Origin of the sequence: Duganella sp. CF458, from assembly GCF_900113115.1 — a bacterium.
Classification (GTDB): Bacteria; Pseudomonadota; Gammaproteobacteria; order Burkholderiales; family Burkholderiaceae_D; genus Rugamonas.
The window spans coordinates 305,385-326,496 of record NZ_FOOF01000004.1 but is presented as its reverse complement, the minus strand read 5'-3'; the positions used below and the strand labels follow the sequence as shown (position 1 = coordinate 326,496).

The window sequence follows — 21,112 nt, the reverse complement described above, 5'->3', positions numbered from 1 at the left end:
GCCGGCGCTATCGCTTAGGCTGGACCAAAGGAGTGATCATGGGATATGCACTACGTGCCAGGCGGCTTGGCATCGATACCTACCAGCAGCCGGTGGCCTATATGCGGCGCGATTGCAAGGTATGCCGCGCCGAAGGCTTTGAAGCGCAATCGCGCATCGAGCTGCAATGCGGTGCGCAAAACGTCGCCGCCACGCTGAACGTGGTCGATGGCGACCTGCTGGACGAGCACGATATCGGCCTGTCTGAGGCGGCCTGGGAAGCACTGGGGGCGGCACCGGGCGTGGCGATCAGCGTGCGTCATCCGGTGCCGCTGGCATCGTTCGCCGCCGTGCGCGGCAAGATCCATGGCCGGCCGCTGGACGATGCGGCGGCGCGGGCCATCGTTGCCGATATCGCCGGGGGCCGCTATCCGGACATCCATCTCTCCAGCTTCATTACAGCCTGCGCCGGTAATCGCCTCGACCTGGCGGAAACCATTGCCTTGACGCGTGCCATGGCGGCCGTCGGCCAAAGCATGCACTGGCCTTCGCAAGTGGTGGTCGACAAGCACTGCGTCGGCGGCCTGCCAGGCAACCGTACCACGCTGCTGGTGGTGCCGATCATTGCCGCCTGCGGCATGACCATGCCAAAAACTTCCTCGCGCGCCATCACTTCGCCGGCCGGCACGGCCGATACCATGGAAACCCTGGCACCGGTGGCGATCGGCATTGATGCCATGCGCCGGGTGGTGCAGCAGGAAGGGGCTTGCATCGTGTGGGGCGGCAGTGTGACGCTGAGCCCCGCGGACGATGTGTTGATTCGCGTCGAGCGCCCGCTGGAACTCGATGGCGATGGCTTGCTGGTTGCGTCGGTGCTGTCGAAGAAGCTGGCAGCGGGTGCCAGCCATGTACTGATCGACATTCCGGTCGGGCGCACCGCCAAGGTGCGTTCCGGGCAGGCCGCACAGCTGCTGGCTACGCGACTGGAAGCTGCCGGCCTTGCACTGGGGCTGGCGGTCAGGTGCGTCCTCAGCGACGGCAGCCAGCCGGTCGGTGTCGGCATCGGCCCCGCGCTGGAAGCGATGGATGTGTTGGCAGTGCTGCAAGGTGCGCCGCACTCGCCGCAGGACTTGCGCCAGCGCGCACTGGCCCTGGCCGCCGGGGTGCTGGAACTGGGTGGGCGTGCCGGCCCCGGCGACGGCATGGCGCTGGCCGCGCAGACCCTGGATTCCGGCGCCGCCTGGGCCAAGTTCCAGGCCATCTGCGCAGCCCAGGGTGGCCTGCGCCAGCCGCCGCTTGCGGCCTGCACCCATGTGCTGGAAGCGCGCCATGCCGGCCGCGTGGTCGCCATCGACAACCGCAAGCTGGCTACGTTGGCCAAGCTGGCCGGCGCACCGCGCGCCGCGGCAGCCGGGGTACGCTTCTTCGCGCCGCTGGACAGCAGGCTCGAAGTGGGCCAGCCTATCCTGGCGATCCATGCCGATACGCCGGGCGAACTGGCCTATGCGCTGGAATACGCCGAAGCCCAGGGCAACCTGGTCACTGTGGAAGACGCATGAGCGCTAGCGGCGCGGGGTGTCGTTGCGGGCCTGGATGGCGCGGTTCAGGCGTTCCATTGTTTCCGCCGATACGTCGCGGCTGCAAACAATGTGGCGCTTCAGACCGGGCGGCATGTCCGCAAAATCGATCAGCACCAGTGACTGCAATTCCGGGAACTTGAGGCGCAGGTAGTTCCAGTCTTCGCGGTCCACGAACAGGTAGTCGGCGCGGCCAACGGCAACCATGCGGAACATGGCCGCGGTTTCCACCGTGCGGCGCATGACGCGGTTCGTGCTGGCGGCAATCAGGGCGTCCAGTTCCGGTCCATAGGAAACGCCATCGATCACGCCCAGCGTCAGCGATTTATCGGCAAGCAGGGACTTCAGGTTCTGGTGGGACCTGATGCGCGCCGCCACCGCCGGCACTGCCAGTACGGCATGCGGCAAGTCCGCATGCACCGGAACCGAATACTGCGCCACTGATTCGCGCTCGGGCAGGCGGTACCAGCTGATGGAGCAGTAATTCGGCGTGCCGTGGCTGAAATTGGCCCAGATGCGCTTTTGCGGCTCATTGACGAATACTGCGGGCACGCCGGCAGCGGCAAATACCTGCCTGGCGCGATCCAGCATGAAGCCTTTCGCGACCTTGTTCTCATCAAAATAGTAGTAGGGCGGTTTCTCGCGCCAGGCCACAGTTAACGGCGCTTGCGCCAGCGCGCTTGCCGTGCTTCCCGCCGCAATCACTCCGATGAAATATTTCTGCCACATGCAGCCATTATAATAGGACGAAGCCCGCCGAAAGGAGTAGCACGATGTTCAGCCGTCCCCACGTAGCACCCAGCATGTTTGACGATCCTTCCGCAGCACTGGCCCAGGTCCGGGCAATCTACGACGACAGTATCCGCTTCCTGCGCGAATCGCTGCAGCGCTTTGTCGAAGGCGAAACGCCCGCCGAGCGCGTGCGCGCCTGCTACCCGTACGTGCGGGTGCAGACCGAAACCGTTGCGCGCGCCGATTCGCGCCTGTCGTACGGTTTTGTCGCCGGCCCCGGCGCCTTCGAGACCACGCTGACGCGCCCCGACCTGTTCGAGGGTTATTACACCGAACAATTCCGCCTGCTGCTGAAAAACCATGGCCAGCAGCAGATGCAGATCGAAGTGGGATTGAGCTCCCAGCCGATCCCGATCCACTTTTCCTTCGCCGAGCACGATCATATCGAGGGCAGCCTGAGCGCCGAGCGCCGCCAGCTGATGCGCGATGTATTCGACTTGCCCAACCTGGCCGCCATGGATGATGGCATTGCCAACGGCACGTTCGAGGCCGCGCCGGGCGAGGCGCAGCCGCTGTCGCTGTTCACCGCGCCGCGCGTCGATTATTCGCTGCAGCGCCTGCGCCACTACACCGGTACCTCGCCCGAGCATTTCCAGAACTTCGTGATGTTCACGAACTACCAGTTCTACATCGACGAATTCGTACGCCTGGGCCATGAGCTGATGGCCAGTCCGGACAACGACGGCTACGTGGCTTTCGTCGAACCGGGCAATATCGTCACGCGCCGCGTCGGCCACGCCATGCAACCGGGCGACGACCTGGGCGCCGCGCCGCCACGCCTGCCGCAGATGCCGGGCTACCACCTGGTACGCGCCGACGGCAGCGGCATCAGCATGGTCAATATCGGCGTCGGCCCGGCCAATGCCAAGACGGCCACCGACCATATCGCGGTGCTGCGCCCGCACGCCTGGCTGATGCTGGGCCATTGCGCCGGCTTGCGCAACACGCAGCAGTTGGGCGACTACGTGCTGGCCCACGGCTATGTGCGCGAAGACCATGTGCTTGACGAGGACTTGCCGCTGTGGGTGCCGATTCCGGCCCTGGCCGAAGTGCAGGTGGCGATCGAATCGGCGGTGGCCGAGGTCACGCAGTTGGGCGGCCATGACCTGAAGCGCGTGCTGCGTACCGGCACCGTGGCCAGCACCGATAACCGCAATTGGGAACTGCTGCCGCAGCGTACGCCGGAGCGCCGTTTCAGCCAGAGCCGCGCAGTGGCATTGGATATGGAGAGCGCCACCATCGCGGCCAACGGCTTCCGCTTCCGTGTCCCATATGGCACCCTGCTATGCGTCAGCGACAAGCCGATGCATGGCGAAATCAAGCTGCCCGGCATGGCCAACCAGTTCTACCGTGACCGCGTCGACCAGCACCTGCGTATCGGGATCCGCGCGCTGGAACTGCTGCGCGGCCTCGGCTCGGACAAGCTGCACAGCCGTAAGCTGCGCAGCTTCGCCGAGGTAGCCTTCCAGTAAGGCTTGGAAGAAGGCCTGACAGTGCGGCTTACTGCTGTCGCAGCCAGGCGTCGTAGCTGATGGCGCCGAGGCGCGGCCTGGCATCGGCGGCCGGCACCAGGCTGCCATGCTCCAGCACCGAGCCGAAGTAGGGCGCATGCGGATCGGTCGTGATCGGCCGCGTCTCGCCGGCCGCCGCCAGCGCACGGCGCACGATCTGTTCCAGCGGGTAAGCCTGCGGGCCTGCCAGTTCGGTGGTGCCGTTCAGCGGCGCGGCCAGCGCCACGTCGGCCAGGGCCTGCGCCACGTCGTCGGCGGCCACCGGCTGGATCAGGGCTGGCGACAGCCGGATGGTGCCGTCCACCGCCGATGACTGGCCGATGGCGGCCAGGAATTCCATGAACTGGGTGGCGCGCAGGATGGTGTAAGGGACGCCGTTCTGCTTGATCAATTCCTCCTGCGCCACCTTGGCGGCGAAATAACCGTTCTGCGGCAAGCGCTCGGTGCCGACGATCGACAGCGCCACGTGGTGGCGGACGCCGGCCTCTTGCTCCGCCTTGCCCAGGTTGCGGCTCGATTTCTGGAAGAACTCCAGCACGTCTGCCGGTGCGAACGATGGCGAGTTGGCCACGTCGACCACCACTTCGGTCCCCGCCAGCGCGGCGGCCAGGCCGTCGCCGGTCACCGCATTGACGCCGGTGCCAGGCGATGCCGCCAGCGCTTCATGGCCGTTCGCCTGCAACAGTTTGACCAGTTTGCCGCCAATCAGGCCGGTGCCTCCAATGACTACGATCTTCACGGTGTTCTCCTAAGGGTTGCTGTCACGTTGACAGTACATCTTAGGACGCCCACAATCGGCAGGAATGACGAATACCCCTTATTTCCTGCCAAATATGCATGGCCAGCGTCTGGTGCTGTTCCTGGCTTACGAAGACGTGGGCTTGTTGGACCTGAGCGGCCCGCAGACAGTGTTCTGGGCCGCCGATAAACGCATGCGCGAACGCGGCCTGCCGGGGTACGCGCTGCGGGTGGCCAGCCTGGCCGGCGGCATGGTGCGCAGTGCCGAAGGCATGGCGCTGGCGACCGAGCCGCTGTCGGCCTTCCTGCTGCGGGATATCGACACCATCATGGTTCCCGGTTCGCCGGACATGCCGCGCGTGCAGGCATTGTTGAGGGAACTGAGCGACTGGATCGCCGTTGCCGCCAGCCGCGCGCGGCGCACCGCATCGGTTTGCAGCGGCACCTTCCTGCTGGCGCAGGCCGGCCTGCTGAACGGCAGGCGCGCCGCTACCCATTGGGCCATGTGCGACCTGTTGCAGGAACGCTTCCCGGCGGTTGACATCGACCGGGACGCGCTGTTCGTGAAGCAGGAGGCGGTATGGACGTCGGCTGGCGTGACGGCCGGCATTGACCTGGCCCTGGCCCTGGTCGAAGGCGATTGCGGGCATGAGGTGGCGATGCAGGTGGCGCGTGAGCTGGTGGTCTTCCTCAAGCGCCCGGGCGGGCAAGCGCAATTCAGCGAGTTGCTGTTGGCGCAGGAAGCCGGCGGGGATACTTTCGAGCGGCTGCACCTGTGGATCATGGAAAACCTGTCCCTCTCGATGCCGATCGAGGTGCTGGCCGGCCAGGTGAACATGAGCCCGCGCAACTTCGCGCGGGTGTACAAGGAAAAAACCGGCCGTACGCCGGCCAAGGGTGTCGAGGCGCTGAGGCTCGAAGCCGCGCGGCGCATGCTGGAGGCTTCGCAACGCAGTGTCGAACAGGTGGCGCGCCTGTGCGGGTTCGGCAACGAGGAACGCCTGCGCACCAGCTTTCAGCGAACGCTGGGCGTTTCTCCCAGCGATTACCGCAAGAGGTTTGCGCCTTCCGAAATGCGGCGCACCAGGTAAAGGCCGATGATGTCGACGATGGCGTGGGCGATCATCACTGCCAGCAAGCCGATATGGTCGAACGCGAAGCCGAGCACCACGCCCATGCCGAACACGCCGCCGGCTTGCCATAGGGCGGCGCGGTCGAGGCGGCGGAAGTCGTAGGCGCCGATGTGCACCAGCAGGAACAGCAGGCTGGCGCCCCAGACGCCCACCAGCGGCTGCAGCGCGGCGCGGAACAGCAATTCTTCCGACATGCCGGCGGCAAGCGAAATCCATAATGGGTTCCAGCCGCTGAGGTCGAGCCGCGCATAGCTGGCGGCCGTGCGCCGCACCGCTTCGGAGTCGGGCTTGCGCAGGGTGGTCAGGGCCGAGATGCCGCCGGCGGCCAGTCCCAGTGCCATGCCGGCCAGCACTTGCTGCCACCATGGCAAGCCTGCCTGCAGCAGGCCCGCAAGCGGCACCTGCCGGATCAGGAGGATGGCAATGGCGATCGCCGCCAGTACGGCGCAGCTCACGAGCTGGGTGCGCAGGGGGATCTTCAGATCATGCTTTCGAATATGATTTTCCACTCGCTGCCTTCACGCGCCCAGTACTGGCGCTTGCGCTGGGTGGAACGGCTCTTGCCGATCTTCGACTCGAGGGTGAATGTGCTGACCAGCATGTCATCGCGGCTCGGGTAGCGGAAAATGGTCACTTCGCTGAGCGACACGCTGAGCCCACTCACGCTGGCCAGCGCACGCATGTCCTTTTCATACCAGGTCTTCAGGTCTTCGCCGTTGGCGGACTTGAATTTGCCGGAATAGTTTTTCAACAAGCGCTTGCTGTCGGCGCTGACCAGGTCCGCGCGCCAGGATTCGACCAGGCGGTTCGCGGTGAAGCGCTCGTTTTCCCACTTGGCCTTGCTGATGAATTGCTGGTGGTCGGCGATCACGACCGGGGTTTTGCCGATATCCACCGTGCCTTCCAGCTTGCGCAAGTCGTCATTGGTCAGCACCACGCATCCGTCGGAAGCCAGGGGCGCCCGGCTGTAGTTGTCGGCTGGCGTGCCATGCAGGAAGATGCCGCTGCCGCTGCGGCCATTCAGGCGGTCCCATTCGTTCGGGTAGTTGATGCGCAGCGCGCTGGCGCCGTAAAAGTCCGGCAGCTTGGCGCCGGAAACGCGGCCGGTGATGTAGTACACGCCGAGCGGGGTTTTCTGGTCGCCTTCACGGAACTTGTCGACGCCCAGCTTGCCTTGGCTGACATAGTAGTCGGTCACCAGTTTCAGTTCGCCGTTGTTGTTCTGGTAGACGTACAGGCGCGATTGCGTGGCATCGACCACCAGCACATGGCGCATGTCGGCGCGCAGCTGCAGCACCGAACGCGGCGCCAGTTCGGGACCAGGACGTGCCACCAGGGTTTGCAAACGCACGCGCGCTTCGTCGCGCAAGTCTTTCAGCTTGTCGGCCGGACCGCTGGCGCCGGCGCCGAGCTGGCCGACCGGCTTGGTGTGCATCAACAGCAGGTCGCCGCGGATCAGGTGTCCAACGCGGAAATTCGGGTAGGCCTGCACCAGCGCATCGGCCTTGGCCATCGCCCCTTGCAACTGGCCGGCGCGCAGGTCCTTGTAGATCCCGAGCAGCATGATCTCGGCGTCTGGTTTGGCGCGCGGGGATTCGGCAGGATGAATCGATTTGGCCATGCCGATGCCGGCCGGCGTCAGCAGGGCGCATGCCGCCAGCAGCGCGGTGGCCGCGCTGACGCCTGCTCGCTTCGACATCTCCATCACGCCCCCGACTGCTCTTGCTTGATCAGCCAATGCTTGCCTTGCTTCTCCAGCACCAGGGTCTTGCGTCCAGTGGTGCTGAGGCGGTCCGATACATACTTCTGGCGGAATTTCACGGTCGCGGTCTTGCCCTTGATCGTGACTTGCGGCGACTCGACGTTTACCTTGATATGGCCTTTGCCCTCGATGCGGGCGGTGCGGTCAGCTTCCCACGCCTTGCGGTTCTGGCCCTTCGGCGTCTGGAAATTGCTGCCGTAAGCGTTCAGGTAGCCTTTCATGTCTTGCGCGCTCCAGGCCTTGGCCCAGCTTTCGACCGCCTTGACGACATCCGCGCCATCGGCATCCTCCTGCTGGACCTGCTCAGCTTTCGGAGCGGCCTTTGCCAATTGTAGCGCCGGGGCCGGAAGCGGTGCCGCCGCCATGGTTGGCGCGCTGGCCGGGATCGGCTTGGCCTGGGCCACGACCGGTGCAGCAGCGGAAGCAGAAGCAGGTGCAGGAGCAACTGCAGCTGCAGAAGCGGCCTTGACCACTGGCGGCGGCAACTTGACCGGGGCTTGCACGGCGGCTGGCGCCGGCGCCGCAGCCAGGGCGGGTGCGGCGGCAATCGCAGCCAGCGGCGAAGCGGCCTCGCCACCCTTCGGCGTCAAGGTGCGCACCATCGCCAGTTTGGCTTTCTGCGGTGGCTGCTGGCTTGGATCCGCCAATTGCATGGCCTTGTCATAAGACTGGCTGGCCAGCTTGGCATACACATCGCCGAGGTTTTCATGGGCGGTGGCATAGGCCGGGTTGGTGCGGATCGCGCGTTCCAGCGCAACGCGGGCCTTGTCGTAATTGCCGGCCGCCGCATGCAGCACCGCCAGATTGTTATAAGGCTCCGGTAATTCCGGATAATCTTCCGTCAGCTTTTGGAAAACATTAATTGCATCGGCTGTTTTGCCCTGTTCGGACAAAATCATTCCTTTAATAAAACGCAATTGTGCATCCTTTGGCCGTTGTGATAATGCAACATCAACCTTGGCTAGGGCGGCCGGTAGTTGCCCGCCACGTATCATTTTATTGATTTCTGCGACCTCATCGGCCTTTGCGGAAAAGCACGCGATTAATAGCGCGGCCCCTAGTGCAAGGGCTGTACGAGAGGAAATTTGCGATGCCTGCATTTATTTATTTTGCCGACGGGAAATAAAGGACCATTTTATCAAAACTCAGGGGGCTGAATATACTTAGAAGATGGAACTAAGTATTACGCAAGAGGACGCGGGACATACGGCCGAGGGTTTGCCGCTGTTCATATTTGCGCTTTGTAACCGCCATGGCATGGAGGTGCGGATCAGTACCCTGGGTGGTGCAATTGCCAGGATCCAGGTTCCTGACCGGAATGGACGGCTCGCCAACGTCGTGCATGGCGCGGCGCCGGATTGCGGCATCCATCTGCAGCCGGCGCCCGGGCGAGCCTTGCATCGCTTGCCCTGGCACGCGGTGCCCCTGGTGGAAGACGCCAGCGTCGGCCTGCGCCTGGTCAGTCCCGGTCCGCAGGCCGTGGTGGCGACCTATGTCCTGGATGAAGCGAGCGGGTTGTCGCTGCACTGCCAGGCGCCGGCGGCGGCACCGGCCACGCTTTGCCTGCGGACTGTATTCAATATGGCGGGCGAGGGCGACGTGTTCGGCCAATTGCTGACGGTGGGCGCGGCGCGCATCGTGCCGGCCGGCGAACATGAGCAGGACGTGGCCGGCACGCGCTGGGATTTCCTCGCGCCACGGCCGCTGGCCGAATTGCCGGGGCAGGGGCGCTACTTGCAGGGCAAGGACCAGCGCGCCGGCCTGTCGCTGCAGCTGCTGGACCCGGCCAGCGGCCGCTTGCTGGCAGTCGCCACCGATGCCGCCAGCCTGCGCCTGGGGCTTGGCGATCCGGCCACCGGTTTGTGCTGCGAACCGGTCCTGGCGGCGGCAGGCGGCAGTATCAGCCTGCGCTTCAGTGCCCAGGGTTAGGCGGCCTGCGGGCTTAAGGTAAATACAATGTTAGTATTTGGGCTCCGCCATTATCGAACCCGCCCTCATGAGTATTGTGTTTTCCAGCCTGAACCACGCGCAGCGCGTGCCCCTCGCTGCCGAAATCCACTCGCGCCCTTTCCTGAAACTGGATGCGCCGACCCTGCTGACCCACTTCGCCATCATGGGCGAACAGGAGCAGCAAGAGTTGCTGGCAGGCCTGTGTGCTCATTTCGGGGTGGCGGCGCCGGCGGCGGGCGGAAAATACTTCAGCCATGATTTCGGCCGCTTCCGGCTGAAGTGGGAGCTGCACACCGAATTCGCCACCTTCACCTTCGCCGAGACCGTGGCCAGCATGCCGCTGCCGGAAGAAGCTTTCAGCAATATGCCTTCGCGCCACCTGCCGGAACAATGGCTGTTGCATTTGCAGGGTAGGGTGCTGGTGGCGGCACATGTGCTGCTTGGGCGGCCGGGCGGCATGCAGCATGCCTTTGCGGCGAGCCTGCAGCGCCTGTTCCAGGGAGCCCCGCTGGCGGGCAGCCAGGTGATGAACGGCGGGGAGATGTGGACCGACTTCGCCATCCACGCCGATGGCTTCAGCCGCTTCGTGATCTGCGACGCCGGTATGCACGAACAGCAGTCGGGCCGCCTGGTGCAGCGCGTGCTGGAAATCGAAACCTACCGCATGATGGCCTTGCTCGGCCTGCCGGCCGCGCAGGACGCCACGCCGGAGCTGAACCAGGTGGAGGCCGAACTGGCCACCCTGGCCGGCGCCCTGGTGGCGGCCGACGGCAAGGTCGACGACGGCTCCACCGAGCAGGCGCTGCTCGACCGCATTACCCACCTGGCGGCGCGCATCGAAAAGGTTTCGGCCGACACCAGCTACCGCTTCGCCGCATCCAAGGCCTATTTCGGCCTGGTCAACGCCCGCATCGACGAGTTGCGCGAGCTGCGCATCGAAGGCACGCCCACGGTGGAGGAGTTCATGGAGCGCCGGCTGGCGCCCGCCATGAAGACGTGCGAGGCCGTGGCCGCACGCCAGCAGGCCCTGGCCGGCCGCATCGCCAACAGCAACGATTTGCTGCGCACGCGTGTCGGCATCGTGCAGGAAGCGCAGAACCGCAAGATCCTGCAGTCGATGAATGCGCGCGCTGCACAGCAGCTGCGTTTGCAGCAGGCCGTGGAAGGCTTGTCGGTGGCGGCGATCTCTTATTATGTGGTGGGATTGATCGGCTATACGGCCAAGGGCGCCAAGGTGCTGGGCGTCGGCGTCAACCCCGAATTGCTGATGGGCGCCATGGTACCTGTGGTGGCGGCCGGCATGTGGATCGGCCTGCGTTGCATGCACCATCGCCTGCATCGCGCATGATGAGGTCCGCTTCCCGTGTTGCCGCGCTGGCGGCGGCGTTGGCCGCCTGCGCACCGGCCACGCGCCATGCTCCCCCTTCCACCGCATCTTCGGTCAGCGCACTGCGGTTCATCGGCGAGCAGCGGATAGCGCACCAGGCCATTTTCATGGACACCACGCTGGGCGGTTTCTCGGGGCTCGATTACGACCCAGCGCGCGGCCGCTGGGTGGTTGAGAGCGATGACCGCTGCACCCGCAATCCCGCGCGCTATTACGAGGCCGAATTCGATGTCGACGCCAGCGCGTTGCACGCAGTGCGTTTCACCGGCCTGCATTACTTCCTGAACGCCGACGGCAAGGACTTTGCCGCAACCGCCGCCGGCTGCACCCGCGCCGACGTGGAGTCGATCCGCATCGATCCGCTGGACGGCAGCATCTGGTATGCGAGCGAAGGCGACCGCCGCTACAACCTGGATCCTTTCATCCGCCATGCCACGCGCGACGGCGCGCTGCTGGCCGAATTGCCGTTGCCGGAAAATTTCAAGGTGCATCAGGACGAAGAGCGCGGCTCGCGCTACAACGCCACCTTCGAAGGGCTGGCTTTCGCGCCGGACGGCCGCAGCCTGTGGGCTTCGACCGAATGGCCGCTGTACCAAGATGGTCCTGTCGCGACCCCGCAGCAGGGTGCGCTGGTGCGCATGACCCAGTTCCGGCGCGACGGCCGGGTGCTGCGCCAGTTCGCCTATCCGCTCGATGCGATCCCCGCCGAACCGGGACCCGGCAAGGATGCCGAGAACGGCGTCTCCGAAATCCTCGCGCTGCCGGACGGGGAACTGCTGGTGCTGGAGCGCGCCACGGTGCAAAGCGCCGACGGCGTGCACACCAACTATGTCCGGCTGTACGCCGCCGATGCGCGCGCGGCGAGCGATGTGAAGTCGGTGCCGGCCCTGGCCGGTGCGCGCTTCACGCCGGCACGCAAACGCCTGGTGCAGGACTTCCGCAAGCTTGGCCTGCCGCGCGTCGACAACCTGGAAGCCATGGCATTCGGCCCGCGCCTGCCGAATGGCCACGCCACCCTGCTGTTCGCCAGCGACGACAATTTTGGCAAGGGCCAGGTGACGCAGTTCCTGCTGTTCGAAGTGCTGCCCTGAACATTATTCCAATACTATTCCAGTAAGTGGAATAGTGAATTGCTGCTGGCGGTGATTCTCATCGTCGCCAACATCGATCAGACTTTCACCATCACTTGAAAGGAGATCCGATGAAACTGTACTACCACCCAATTTCGGGCCACGCCCACCGCGCCCACCTGTTCCTGTCCCTGCTGGGCCTTGATGTCGAGCTGGTCGAAGTCGACCTGCTGAAGGCCGAACAGAAAACCGATGCTTTCCTCCAGCTGAATCCCTTTGGCCAGGTGCCGGTGCTGGAAGACGACGGTGTCGTGATCGCCGATTCCAACGCCATCCTGGTCTACCTGGCCAGGCGGTATGGCGACGCCAGCTGGCTGCCGCAGGATCCGGTCGGCGCCGCCACGGTGCAGCGTTGGCTGTCGGTCGCTGCGGGAGAAATTGCCAGCGGCCCGGCCACTGCCCGCATCATCAACCTGTTCAAGAAGCCGGTCGATCCCGCCGACGCCATCGTCCGCGCCCATCGCATCCTCGGCTTGGTGGACGGCAGCCTGGCCGGCCAGGCATGGATCGCTGCCGCCTGGCCGACCATTGCCGATATCGCGCTGTACAGCTATATCGCCCGCGCGCCGGAAGGCAATGTGGACCTGTCCTCCTACGCCAATGTGACGTCGTGGCTGGCCCGGCTTGAAGCCCTGCCGCGTTTCCAGCCCTTCATCAAGTCGGCGGTCGGGCTGGCGGCATGAACGCGCCCTGGCACGCCGGCGAAATCGCGCTGCAGGCCACGCTTGGCGCGGTGGAGCGCATGGACGAAATCGGCCGCAAGGTGATCCGCGACTACATGCCGGACCAGCACCGCGACTTTTTCGCCCAGCTGCCTTTCGCCGTGTTCGGCAGCGTCGACGCCGATGGACGGCCATGGGCCACGCTGCGTGCCGGGGAAGCGGGCTTCATGCATTCGCCCGATCCGCAGCGCCTGCAGCTCTGGCTGCCGGCGCAGCAGGACGATCCGGCCCAGGCCGGCCTGCGCGACGGCGCGCCAGTCGGCATGCTGGGCATCGAACTGCACACGCGCCGCCGCAACCGCCTGAACGGCAGGCTGCGCGCGCTGGACGGCGAGCGCTACGAGCTGGCGGTTGCCGAATCGTTCGGCAACTGCCCGAAGTATATCCATGAGCGCGACTATCGCTTCGAGCGGATGCCGGGCGAGCCATCGGGCTTGCCGCCGCGCCGGCTGTCCCGGCTCGATGCACTGGCGCGCGATCTGATAGCGCGTTCCGGCACTTTCTTTGTCGCGACCTATTCCGGCGACGGTCAGGACATGCGGGTGGACGTGTCGCATCGCGGCGGCCCGCCGGGTTTTGTCCAGGTCAGCAGCAGCGGCAGCCTGCTGGTGCCGGACTACGAAGGCAATCGCTTCTTTGCGACTCTCGGTAACATACTGCTGAATGGCAGGGCCGGGCTGGTCTTCCCGGACTTTGAGAGCGGCGGTTTGTTGCAGATGAGCGGGACTGCGCGGGTTGTCGTGGACGGCGCGGAACGGCACTGGGAATTCGAACCGCAGCAACTTGTGTGGCGGGAAGATGCATTGCCGCTCAGATGGGCGCTGCTAGCAAAATAGTTCTGCTACCATCGGTCGCATGGATAGGGCTTCTCTCGCTTCGCCGGGAAGGACCAGGCTGGATGCATTCAATGCGGTATACGAACACAGCCCCAACCTGGCTTTTATGATGGATGCCGAAGGCACGGTGCTTGCCGCGAACGCCCATGCGCGACGGTTGGCAGATGAGCTCGGCGCCGGGGGGAAGGCATTCGGCCTGTTCCGCAGCTGGGCTGCCGCCGAACTGCGCGACGATGCCATGCCCGAGGCCAGGCTGCGCGGCGTATGGCGCGGCGAACTGGCATTGTGCGAGGCCGATGGCGAGGGGGCGCCGGTGTCGCTGGCGCTGGAATACTACGCCGGCCATGGCGCCCAGCCCGAATGCTTCCGCTGCATCGTCACACCGCTGCCGGAAGCCGATTCCTATGGTTCGCGGCTGCGCTTCAAGCGCCTGTTCGACCACCATCCGCATGCGATGTGGGTGTATGACGTGGCGACGCTGCGCTTCCTGGTGGTCAACCGCGCAGCGGTGGCGATCTACGGCTTCAGCGAAGAAGAATTCCTCGAGATGACGATCGAGGATATCCGCCCCGACCACGAACTGGCACGCCTGCATGACGACCTGGCATCTTCACCGCAGGCGGTGGCGCAGCAGTCCGGGGCCTGGACCCACCGCTGCAAGGACGGCCGCCTGATCCAGGTCGAGATTTCTTCCCACCCCTTGTTGATGGCGGGGCACAAGGCGCGCTTTGTATTCGCCCACGATGTGACCAACCGCCTGCGCATCGAAAAAGCCTTGCACGCATCGCAGGAGATGACGCAACTGGTGGTCGACCACATCCCGCACCAGATCTTCTGGAAGGACATGGACCTGCACTATCGCGGCTGCAACGACGTGTTCCTGCGCGCGGCCGGCCTGTCGTCGCAGGAAGAAGTGGTGGGCAAGAGCGATTTCGACTTTCCATGGTCGCACAACGCGGAGCGTATCCGTGCCGACGACGCGAAGATTATGCGCAGCGGGGTGCCGCACCTGAACCGGGAAGACCACCTGCTGTTCGCCGACGGCAGCGTGCATTGGTTCCTGATCAACAAGCTGCCGCTGCACGACCAGGCCGGCAAGACCATCGGCCTGCTTGGCACCATCGAGGATGTATCCGAGCGCAAGCAGGTGGAACTGATGCTGCAGCTGCGTAACCGCGCGCTGGAGTCGAGCGTCAACGCCATCGCCATCACCGCCATCCGGGAAGGCAGCGATGCGATCGACTATGCCAACCGCGCGCTGGCCGAGCTGACCGGCCACGCGGCCGCCGAGCTGGCCGGCCGCAGCCTGGAACAGTTACTGGCCAGCGACGACGATGCCGCCGCCCGCACCGCCCTGCATGAAGCGGTGCATGGACAAAGCGACGTGCAGCTCATGCTGCGCGGGCGCCATCGCGACGGCCGCAACTGGTGGGCCCAGCTCCATGTCGCGCCGGTTGGCGGCAGCGAGGGGCAGCACACGCACCGGGTCTGCGTGCTGACCGACATGACGGCCACCATGGATTACCAGGCGCAGCTCGAACACCAGGCCAATCATGACGCGCTGACCGGCCTGCCCAACCGCAACCTGTGCGGCGACCGCCTGGCGCAGGCGATCAGTTATGCGCAGCGCTACGGCCACACGGTGTGGGTGGCCTTCCTTGACCTGGATAATTTCAAGCTGGTCAACGACAACCTGGGCCACGAGGCCGGCGATGAGTTGCTGCGCACCGTGGCGGGCCGTTTGCGTGCCAGCGTGCGCGACACCGACACCGTGGCGCGCATGGGCGGCGACGAGTTCGTGCTGGTGTTGCTGGATGGCCTCGATGCGACGCCGTCGCAAGCCATGCTGAGCAAGATCATCGCCAGCGTGTCGGCGCCGATGCAGTTGGCGGGGCAGGAGCATATGGTCACCTGCAGCATGGGCGTTTCGCTGTATCCGGCCGACAGTACCGAGCCGCAGCTGCTGATGCGCTATGCCGATATCGCGATGTACCGCGCCAAGGAGAGCGGCCGCAACCAGGTGCAGTTCTACGAGCCCGCCATGCATGCCCGCATCGTGGAGCGCGCCGCCATCGAAAATGAGTTGCGCGGCGCCCTGGCGCGCGGCGAGATGTTCCTGGTGTACCAGCCGAAGATGAACGTGGCCAGCGGCGAGATCTCCGGCGTCGAGGCCTTGCTGCGCTGGCGCCATCCGACCATGGGCCTGATTCCGCCGGGCCGCTTCATTGGCGTGGCGGAGGAAACAGGCCTGATCGTGGCGCTGGGGCGCTGGGTGATCCACACTGCCTGCGCCCAGAACAAGGCCTGGCAGGACGCCGGCATGCGGCCGCTGCGGGTGGCGGTCAATGTCTCGGCGCGCCAGTTCCGCGACAAGAACCTGGCCGACGAGGTGGTGGAAGCGCTGCGCAGCACCGGCCTGCAGGCGCAGTACCTCGAACTGGAACTGACCGAGAGCATGATGATGCAGAATGCCGACGAGGCGGTGGTCACGGTGCAGCGCCTGAAGAAAGTCGGGGTGGGCATCTCGATCGACGATTTCGGCACCGGCTATTCCAGCCTGGCCTACCTCAAGCTGTTCCCCATCGATTACCTGAAAATCGACCAATCCTTCGTGCGCGACATGCTGGGCGATCCCACGGTTGCCGCCATCGTGCGTTCGGTGATTTCGCTGGGCCACAGCCTGGACTTCCGCATCATCGCCGAAGGCGTGGAATCGGAAGGGCAGCTGGCCTACCTGCGGCGCTACAACTGCGACGAGGCCCAGGGTTACCACCTCAGCCGGCCGATCATGCCGGAAGCTTTCGCCGCCTTGCTGAAAGAGGAGCGCTCGCGCCAACCGGCGCTGCACCCGGGGCAACAGCGCAAAGGCACCTTGCTGCTGCTCGATGACGAACCGAACGTGCTGTCGTCGCTGATGCGCCTGCTGCGCCGCGACGGCTACCAGATCCTGGCGGCGCACAATGCGCAGGAAGCGTTTTCCATGCTGGCCACCCACGAGGTGCAGGTGGTGGTGAGCGACCAGCGCATGCCGGACATGAACGGCACCGAGTTCCTGAGCCGGGTGCGCAAGCTGTACCCGGGCACGGTGCGCATCATCCTGTCCGGCTACGCAGAACTGGAATCGGTGTTGAGCGCGATCAACCGCGGCGAGATCTACCGTTTTTACACCAAGCCCTGGGATGACCAGGCGTTGCGCGACAATATCCGCGAAGCCTTCCGCTACCATGCGATGATGCATGGCGGCGACGGCAATGCCCCGACCGGAACCTAGGTGCCCGACAGCGCGGCGAAGGCGTCCAGCAGGGCGCGGGCGCGGAACGGTTTCAGCACGATGCGGTTGATGCCGCGCTCGCGCAGGGCGGCCAGCAGTGTGTCGTCGCAGCGCGATGCCAGCACGGCCAGCGGAATGCGCGGGCGGCTGGCGCTGTGCCCCTGGCGCACCAGGTCCAGCAGGGATAAATCAAAGGCATCGCCGGCATCGATGGAAATCAGGGCGCCATGGAAAGGGTGCTGGGCCAGCATCTGGCGCGCCGCGGCGGCGCTGGACGCTTCCTGCACCTCGGCCAGCCCCATCGAGCGCGCCGTCAGGGCCGCGGTGCGGCGCAGGATGTTCTCCGGTTCCACCAGCAGCATCTGTTTGAGTTCAGGCATGGCTGGCCTCCAGTTCCTGCACCACCAGGCTGCGCAAGGTCGAGAGGATGGCCAGCTCGATCGGGTCGAGCCGGCGCGGCCGCGTATCGATGATGCACAGGGTGCCCAGGGCATAGCCGTTGGACAGGATCAGCGGTGCGCCGGCGTAGAAGCGGATGTGCGGCGCGCCGGTGACCAGCGGGTTGTCGGCGAAACGCTGGTCGAGCAGGGCGTCTTCCACCACCAGGATTTCGGCTCGCATGATGGCGTGGCCGCAGAACGAAATATCGCGGCCCGTTTCGCAAGTTGCCCCCAGGCCGATGGCGGCCTTGAACCACTGGCGGTCGGTATCGAGCAGGGAGATCAGGGCGATCGGAACCTCGAATTCCTCGGCCGCGAATGCCACGATCTTGTCGAAGCGTTCTTCGGGTGGGGTATCGAGCAGCAGCAGGGCATACAGAGCCGCCAGCCGCTCGGCTTCGTTCGAAGGTGTGGGCGCAGGGATCATGTGAACTACTGTAGCACGGTTAAACAATTTCGCTGCCGTTCCTTTTGGATTTCTGGCAAGATTTGAAGCAACAGAATAACCATGGGGTAGTCGATGGCGAAGTTATGGCTGAAACGTCTGGTCCTGGCCGTCCTGGCGCTGCTGCTGGTGACGGTGCTGGGCCTGTGGTTCTTCCTGCGCGGCAGCCTGGCCCAGATCGATGGCAGGCGTACTGTTGCCGGCCTGTCCGGCAACGTGACGGTGAGCCGCGACGACCGGGGCGTTCCTTCCATTTCCGGCGGCGACCGTAATGACGTGGCGTATGCGACGGGCTTCGTGCATGCCCAGGACCGCTTCTTCCAGATGGACCTGCTGCGCCGCATGCCGGCCGGCGAACTGTCCGAATTGTTTGGCGAGAAGGCGCTGGAGACGGACCGCATCAACCGGCTGCACCGCTTCCGCGCCCGTGCCACGCAAGCCATCGATGCCATGCCGGTGGCCGACCGCCAACTGCTGGAGCGCTATACCGCAGGCGTCAACGACGGCCTGAACGCGCTTGGCAACCGGCCGTTCGAATATGGCCTGGTCGGCGTCGCTCCGCGCGCGTGGGCGCTGGAAGATTCGTTCCTGGTGGCCTGGGCGATGTATATCGACCTGCAAGTGACAGGCATTGGCCGCGAACTGGCCCGCGGCTGGCTGAAGGAACATGCGAGCGCCGAGCAATTGGCCTTCCTGCTGCCGTCCAGCACCCAGTGGGATGCGCCGCTGGATGCCGCCAGTGCGCCGGCGCCGGATGCGCCGATCCCGGCCCGCGCGCCCGATTGGTGGGGCAAGGGCGTGGCCAAGGAGCCGGCCACCCTGGCCGCCGCCGCCTTCGTCGACGGGGTTGGCAGCAATAACTGGGCGGTGTCGGGCAAGCGCAGCAACAGCGGCGGCGCCATCGTGTCCGACGACATGCACCTGGGGATCAAGCTGGCGAACACCTGGTATCGCCTGTTGCTGCAGGTGCCGGCCCAGCATGGCAGCACGCGCCGCGTGGTCGGCGTCAGCATCCCCGGCGTGCCGGCCGTGGTGGCAGGCAGCAACGGCAACGTGGCGTGGGGCTTTACCAACAGCTATGGCGACTACGTCGACCTGGTGGAAGCGGGTTCGGCCAAGGATCGCCCCGGCCAGGTCAAGTTGCCCGGCGGTTGGGAAACGCCGCTCGAGCATGCCGAAAGCATCCGCGTCAAAGGCCAGCCGGCCGTCACGCTGAAAGTGCGCGAGACGTCGCTGGGTCCGATCATGCAGTCGGGCGGCCGCGACTATGCGGTGCACTGGGTGGCGCACGAGATGAAAGCCGTGAACCTGGCAATCCGCCATATGGAGGAGGTCGATAGCGTGGCCGAAGCGCTGGCGCTGGCGCCGAAGGTCGGCATGCCGGCACAGAACCTGGTGGCTGGCGACAGCGACGGCAACATCGGCTGGACCATCGTCGGCCCGCTGCCGCAACGTCCCGCAACGCCGGTCGATGCCAGTTATCCGTTGTCGGCCAATGGCAGCACGCGCGGCTGGCAAGGCTTGCTGCCGGCCGCCGCCTATCCTTCGCTGCGCAATCCGGCCGAGGGCCAGCTGGTCACCGCCAACAGCCGCCAGTTGCTGGGCGCCGATTCGGTCAAGCTGGGCGACGGCGGCTTCGACATGGGCGCGCGCGCCAGGCAGGCGCGCGACGCCCTGGCGGCCCTGGGCGAGAAGACCGACGAGAAGGGCGTCTACAGCGTGATGCTGGATGACCGGGCGCTGTTCATCTCCCAATGGCGTGACCGGGCCCTGGCCGTGCTCGATGCGGAAGCGGTGAAAGGCCGCCCCCAACGCGCGGAACTGGCGCGCCTGTTGAAGGACAACTGGAATGGCCATGCCAGCGTGGATTCGGTGGCGTATCGCGCCAGCCGTTCCTTCATGTGGTCCTTGTATGAACTGCTGTATGGCGGCGCCAATATCGAACTGGCCAAATTGAACAAGGATGCCAATATGCGTGCCGCCTCCAGCCGTTGGCCGGTGGTGCTGGGGCGCCTGCTCGATGAACAGCCGGGCGGCTGGCTGCCGCAGGGTTATGCGGACTGGCAGGCCTTGCAGTTGGCGGCACTGGACCGCACCATCGCGCACCTGACGGCAGGCGGCCAGCCGCTGGCATCGGCCACCTGGGGCGCGCGCAACACGGCCTCGATTGCGCACCCGATTGCGGGCGCGGTGCCGATGTTGAAGAAGTGGTTGAGCGTGCCGCCCGACCAGCTTCCGGGCGACAGCAATATGCCGCGCGTGGCCGGTCCGGCCTTCGGCCAGTCCGAGCGCATGACGGTCTCGCCCGGGCGCGAGGAGCAGGGCCTGTTCAATATGCCCGGTGGCCAGAGCGGCCACCCCTTGTCGCCGTTCTTCCTGGCGGGCCATGCCGACTGGGTGGCCGGCAAGGCCGCGCCGCTGCTGCCCGGCCCGGCGGCCCACACGCTGACGTTTACGAAGTAGTTACGAAGTAGCGACGTGCTGGCGCAGGAAGTCCAGCGTGCGCTGCCAGGCCAGCCTGGCGGCGGCTTCGTCGTAGCGCGGCGTGGTGTCATTGTTGAAGCCGTGCTCGACGCCAGGGTAGACGAAGTGGCTGAAATGCGCCCCGGCGGCCTTCAGCGCGGCCTCGTAGGCCGGCCAGCCGGCCAGGATGCGCGCATCGTTGCCTGCGTCGTGGACCAGCAACGGCGCCTTGATCTTCGGCACGTCGGCGGCAGGCGGCTGGGCGCCATAGAATGGCACGGCCGCAGCCAGCTCCGGCACCATGGTGGCAAGGTAGTTGGCCATGCCGCCGCCGTAGCAGAAGCCGACCACGCCAACCTTGCCATTGGCGCCGGCGTGCGACTTGAGGATGTGCACGGCGGCCAGGAAATCGGCACGGGTCTTGGCCTGGTCCAGCTTGGAGAACAGTTCGCGCGCCTTGTCTTCGTCGCCGGGGTAGCCGCCCAGCGGGAACAATGCATCCGGCGCAAAGGCCAGGAAGCCATCGAGCGCCAGGCGGCGCGTGATGTCCTCGATATGCGGATTCAGGCCGCGGTTCTCATGCACCACCAGCACCGCAGGCAGCTTGCCCTTGGCCGCGGCCGGCTGCACCAGGTAGCCGCGCAGCTTGCCATAACCCTGCGGCGACGGATACTCCACGTAGCCGGCCTTGAGGCGCTGGTCGTCGGCCGCCACCAGCGGCGCGGCAAAACTGGGTGCCAGGGTCGCCAGCAGGCTGGCGCCGGTGGCGCCGGCGACCGCATGACGCGTGGCGGAGGCGATGAAATCGCGGCGGCTCAACTGGCCGTGCACGTATTGGTCGAACAGCTCGAGTACTTCCGGTTCAAAGTCCTTGGCGGTCAGGCGTGTCATCGTGTCGGTCTCCAGGTAAATTAGCGCTGTCAAGTCTACTCCGGCCGGTGCATAATGACACTTCGATTCCGAGCCGGAACCAGCT

The 21,112-nt window shown here is 65.5% G+C and carries 18 protein-coding genes; 10 read left to right on the top strand and 8 right to left on the bottom strand.

What is annotated here, in order from left to right:
• The first annotated feature begins 38 nt into the window (after positions 1-38).
• On the top strand, positions 39-1,538 hold the full coding sequence (locus tag BM269_RS08435; RefSeq protein WP_090436564.1) for a thymidine phosphorylase family protein: 1,500 nt from the start codon (positions 39-41) through the stop codon (positions 1,536-1,538).
• A 3-nt stretch (positions 1,539-1,541) separates the two neighbouring features.
• Here BM269_RS08435 and BM269_RS08430 read toward each other — a convergent pair whose 3' ends face one another.
• Positions 1,542-2,285, bottom strand: a complete 744-nt coding sequence (locus BM269_RS08430; RefSeq protein WP_090436563.1) for a substrate-binding periplasmic protein — start codon at positions 2,283-2,285, stop codon at positions 1,542-1,544.
• Between the two features lie 44 nt (positions 2,286-2,329).
• Between BM269_RS08430 and BM269_RS08425 the strand changes: the two genes are divergently transcribed.
• Positions 2,330-3,820, top strand: coding sequence for an AMP nucleosidase (locus BM269_RS08425; RefSeq protein ID WP_090436562.1), 1,491 nt, complete (start codon positions 2,330-2,332; stop codon positions 3,818-3,820).
• Between the two features lie 28 nt (positions 3,821-3,848).
• On the opposite strand, the gene BM269_RS08420 is transcribed toward BM269_RS08425, so the two are convergent.
• Entirely contained in the window at positions 3,849-4,598 is a 750-nt protein-coding gene (locus tag BM269_RS08420) for an SDR family oxidoreductase (protein ID WP_090436561.1), read from the bottom strand.
• Positions 4,599-4,662: 64 nt separating this feature from the next.
• On the opposite strand from BM269_RS08420, the gene BM269_RS08415 reads away from it, so the two are divergent.
• On the top strand, positions 4,663-5,688 hold the full coding sequence (locus tag BM269_RS08415) for a GlxA family transcriptional regulator (RefSeq protein WP_090436560.1): 1,026 nt from the start codon (positions 4,663-4,665) through the stop codon (positions 5,686-5,688).
• On the opposite strand, the gene BM269_RS08410 is transcribed toward BM269_RS08415, so the two are convergent.
• From BM269_RS08410 to BM269_RS08400, 3 genes are read right to left on the bottom strand one after another with little or no spacing between them, the layout of a single operon-like run.
• Entirely contained in the window at positions 5,643-6,239 is a 597-nt protein-coding gene (locus tag BM269_RS08410; RefSeq protein WP_139232690.1) for a CPBP family intramembrane glutamic endopeptidase, read from the bottom strand. The two genes, BM269_RS08415 and BM269_RS08410, sit on opposite strands and share 46 nt — an antisense overlap.
• Positions 6,209-7,429: a L,D-transpeptidase family protein gene (locus BM269_RS08405; RefSeq protein WP_229204549.1), complete on the bottom strand. Its 1,221-nt coding sequence runs from the start codon at positions 7,427-7,429 to the stop codon at positions 6,209-6,211. Before BM269_RS08405 ends, BM269_RS08410 begins: the two co-directional genes overlap by 31 nt.
• A gap of 5 nt (positions 7,430-7,434) precedes the next feature.
• The gene (locus BM269_RS08400; RefSeq protein ID WP_229204548.1) at positions 7,435-8,487 is read right to left on the bottom strand and encodes a nuclear transport factor 2 family protein; all 1,053 of its coding nucleotides are present in this window, start codon (positions 8,485-8,487) and stop codon (positions 7,435-7,437) included.
• A gap of 268 nt (positions 8,488-8,755) precedes the next feature.
• On the opposite strand from BM269_RS08400, the gene BM269_RS08395 reads away from it, so the two are divergent.
• The 6 genes from BM269_RS08395 (at position 8,756) to BM269_RS08370 (ending at position 16,788) form a co-directional block, all read left to right on the top strand.
• A complete protein-coding gene (locus BM269_RS08395) occupies positions 8,756-9,421 on the top strand; it encodes an aldose epimerase family protein (RefSeq protein WP_139232689.1) in 666 nt (221 codons plus the stop codon).
• A 67-nt stretch (positions 9,422-9,488) separates the two neighbouring features.
• The gene (locus BM269_RS08390; protein WP_090436630.1) at positions 9,489-10,790 is read left to right on the top strand and encodes a DUF3422 family protein; all 1,302 of its coding nucleotides are present in this window, start codon (positions 9,489-9,491) and stop codon (positions 10,788-10,790) included.
• A complete protein-coding gene (locus tag BM269_RS08385) occupies positions 10,787-11,920 on the top strand; it encodes an esterase-like activity of phytase family protein (protein ID WP_090436555.1) in 1,134 nt (377 codons plus the stop codon). The genes BM269_RS08390 and BM269_RS08385 overlap by 4 nt, the downstream gene beginning before the upstream one ends.
• 110 nt (positions 11,921-12,030) lie before the next feature.
• Positions 12,031-12,642, top strand: a complete 612-nt coding sequence (locus BM269_RS08380; RefSeq protein WP_090436554.1) for a glutathione S-transferase family protein — start codon at positions 12,031-12,033, stop codon at positions 12,640-12,642.
• A complete protein-coding gene (locus BM269_RS08375; RefSeq protein ID WP_090436553.1) occupies positions 12,639-13,517 on the top strand; it encodes a pyridoxamine 5'-phosphate oxidase family protein in 879 nt (292 codons plus the stop codon). The genes BM269_RS08380 and BM269_RS08375 overlap by 4 nt, the downstream gene beginning before the upstream one ends.
• A 106-nt stretch (positions 13,518-13,623) precedes the next feature.
• Positions 13,624-16,788, top strand: a complete 3,165-nt coding sequence (locus BM269_RS08370; RefSeq protein ID WP_229204547.1) for an EAL domain-containing protein — start codon at positions 13,624-13,626, stop codon at positions 16,786-16,788.
• Here BM269_RS08370 and BM269_RS08365 read toward each other — a convergent pair.
• Both BM269_RS08365 and BM269_RS08360 read right to left on the bottom strand, forming a co-directional pair.
• The gene (locus BM269_RS08365) at positions 16,785-17,168 is read right to left on the bottom strand and encodes a response regulator (RefSeq protein ID WP_090436551.1); all 384 of its coding nucleotides are present in this window, start codon (positions 17,166-17,168) and stop codon (positions 16,785-16,787) included. The genes BM269_RS08370 and BM269_RS08365 overlap by 4 nt on opposite strands.
• A complete protein-coding gene (locus tag BM269_RS08360; RefSeq protein WP_090436550.1) occupies positions 17,161-17,655 on the bottom strand; it encodes a GAF domain-containing protein in 495 nt (164 codons plus the stop codon). The genes BM269_RS08365 and BM269_RS08360 overlap by 8 nt, the downstream gene beginning before the upstream one ends.
• Before the next feature lie 93 nt (positions 17,656-17,748).
• On the opposite strand from BM269_RS08360, the gene BM269_RS08355 reads away from it, so the two are divergent.
• Positions 17,749-20,136 carry a penicillin acylase family protein gene (locus BM269_RS08355; RefSeq protein WP_090436549.1) on the top strand — a complete coding sequence of 796 codons (2,388 nt, stop codon included), beginning with the start codon at positions 17,749-17,751 and terminating at the stop codon, positions 20,134-20,136.
• Here the strand turns inward: BM269_RS08355 and BM269_RS08350 are convergent, their stop codons facing one another.
• A complete protein-coding gene (locus BM269_RS08350; protein ID WP_090436548.1) occupies positions 20,137-21,027 on the bottom strand; it encodes a dienelactone hydrolase family protein in 891 nt (296 codons plus the stop codon). It abuts the gene before it with no gap.
• Between the last annotated feature and the right edge of the window lie 85 nt (positions 21,028-21,112).